1 protein-coding gene and 1 rRNA gene are annotated in these 1699 nt (G+C 62.7%); both read left to right on the forward strand.

What is annotated here, in order from left to right; all coding sequences use genetic code 11:
* A partial coding sequence (locus ACZ7HQ_RS45280; RefSeq protein ID WP_471003442.1) for a stage II sporulation protein M occupies positions 1-636 on the forward strand: 636 nt, incomplete at its 5' end.
* A gap of 705 nt (positions 637-1341) precedes the next feature.
* Positions 1342-1699, forward strand: a 16S ribosomal RNA gene (locus ACZ7HQ_RS45285); the annotation flags it as partial.

Genomic DNA, 1699 nt, shown 5'->3' on the forward strand with positions numbered 1-1699 from the left:
CCCGAAGTGCAGGCCGCGATCGCGGCACCGGAAGACCTCCGCGCGATGACCCGGCCGGGCGGGGAGTACGAGACCTACTACTCCAGCCATCCGGCGGCGTCGTTCGCGGCACAGGTATGGACGAACAACGCGCAGGCCGCGGCCCTGTGCCTGGTCCTGGGGGCGTTCCTCTGCATACCGGTGATCTGGATCCTCTTCCTCAACATGCTGAACCTCGGCGTCGGCATAGGCCTGATGTCCTCCGCGGGCCGGCTCGACGTCTTCCTCGGCCTCGTGCTGCCCCACGGTCTGCTCGAACTGACCGCGGTGTTCGTCGCAGCGGGCACGGGGCTACGCCTCGGCTGGGCGGTGATCGACCCGGGCCCCCTGTCACGCCGGACCGCTCTGGCCCAGCAGGGCCGCGCCGCACTGGGAATGGCCATCGGCCTGGCCCTGGTCCTGTTCGTCTCCGGGCTCATCGAGGGGTTCGTGACGCCGTCCGGCCTCCCGACCTGGGCCCGGATCACCATCGGCATCGGCGCTGAGCTGGCCTTTCTCGCGTACGTCTACATCCTCGGCGGCCGCGCGGCCCGCGCCGGCGACATGGGCGACCTCGCAGCGGTCGAACGCAGCGCCGAGCTTCCCACCGCAGCCTGACCACCGATGTGCTTTCACCCCTGCTGAGCTGCTAGTGTCCTCTTCGCCCACAAAACCCGTTGACACGGGAGACGTGGGGAGGTAGATTTAAACGGTTGCCTCGGACTGGACAAGTTCGGGATGAGCGCATATTGTCTACTCCGCTCGTGCAGGGGTTCTTGTTAACTCCGCCGGGCCACATGATTCTCCTTTATTGAATCGCTCGGGTTGTTCTTTCGGCCCGCGAGATCCTGATAAAGTCGGATCCGCCGAAAGGCAAGGCCACTCCACAGGCCACCGGAATTCACATTCGGGCCGGAAACGGAACGAAATGGAGTCTGGTAAAGTTGGAATCGCCGGAAAGGGAAAGCGCGAAAGCGGAGAACCTGGAAAGCGAAACTGCACGGCCCGCTTCGACCGGGAATCGGACACGAAAGAGTCTGATAGAGTCGGAAACGCAAGAACGAAGGGAAGCGCCCGGAGGGCCCCGGTGATACGGGACCGAAGGAAGCGTCCGTTCCTTGAGAACTCAACAGCGTGCCAAAAGTCAACGCCAGATATGTTGATACCCCGGCCTGCTTCGGCAGGTTGGTGGTTCCTTTGAAAGTCCTACGGCCACCATGTGGTGGTGGTAGGCGATAACACAGCGAGGACGCTGTGAACAACGGGTCTTATTCCGACCGGTTGTTCCGCTCTCGTGTGTGTGCACCCGATTACGGGTAAACATTCACGGAGAGTTTGATCCTGGCTCAGGACGAACGCTGGCGGCGTGCTTAACACATGCAAGTCGAACGATGAAGCCGCTTCGGTGGTGGATTAGTGGCGAACGGGTGAGTAACACGTGGGCAATCTGCCCTTCACTCTGGGACAAGCCCTGGAAACGGGGTCTAATACCGGATAACACTCTGTCCCGCATGGGACGGGGTTGAAAGCTCCGGCGGTGAAGGATGAGCCCGCGGCCTATCAGCTTGTTGGTGGGGTAATGGCCTACCAAGGCGACGACGGGTAGCCGGCCTGAGAGGGCGACCGGCCACACTGGGACTGAGACACGGCCCAGACTCCTACGGGAGGCAGCAGTGGGGAA

It is taken from the genome of Streptomyces sp. NPDC037290, from assembly GCF_055603245.1.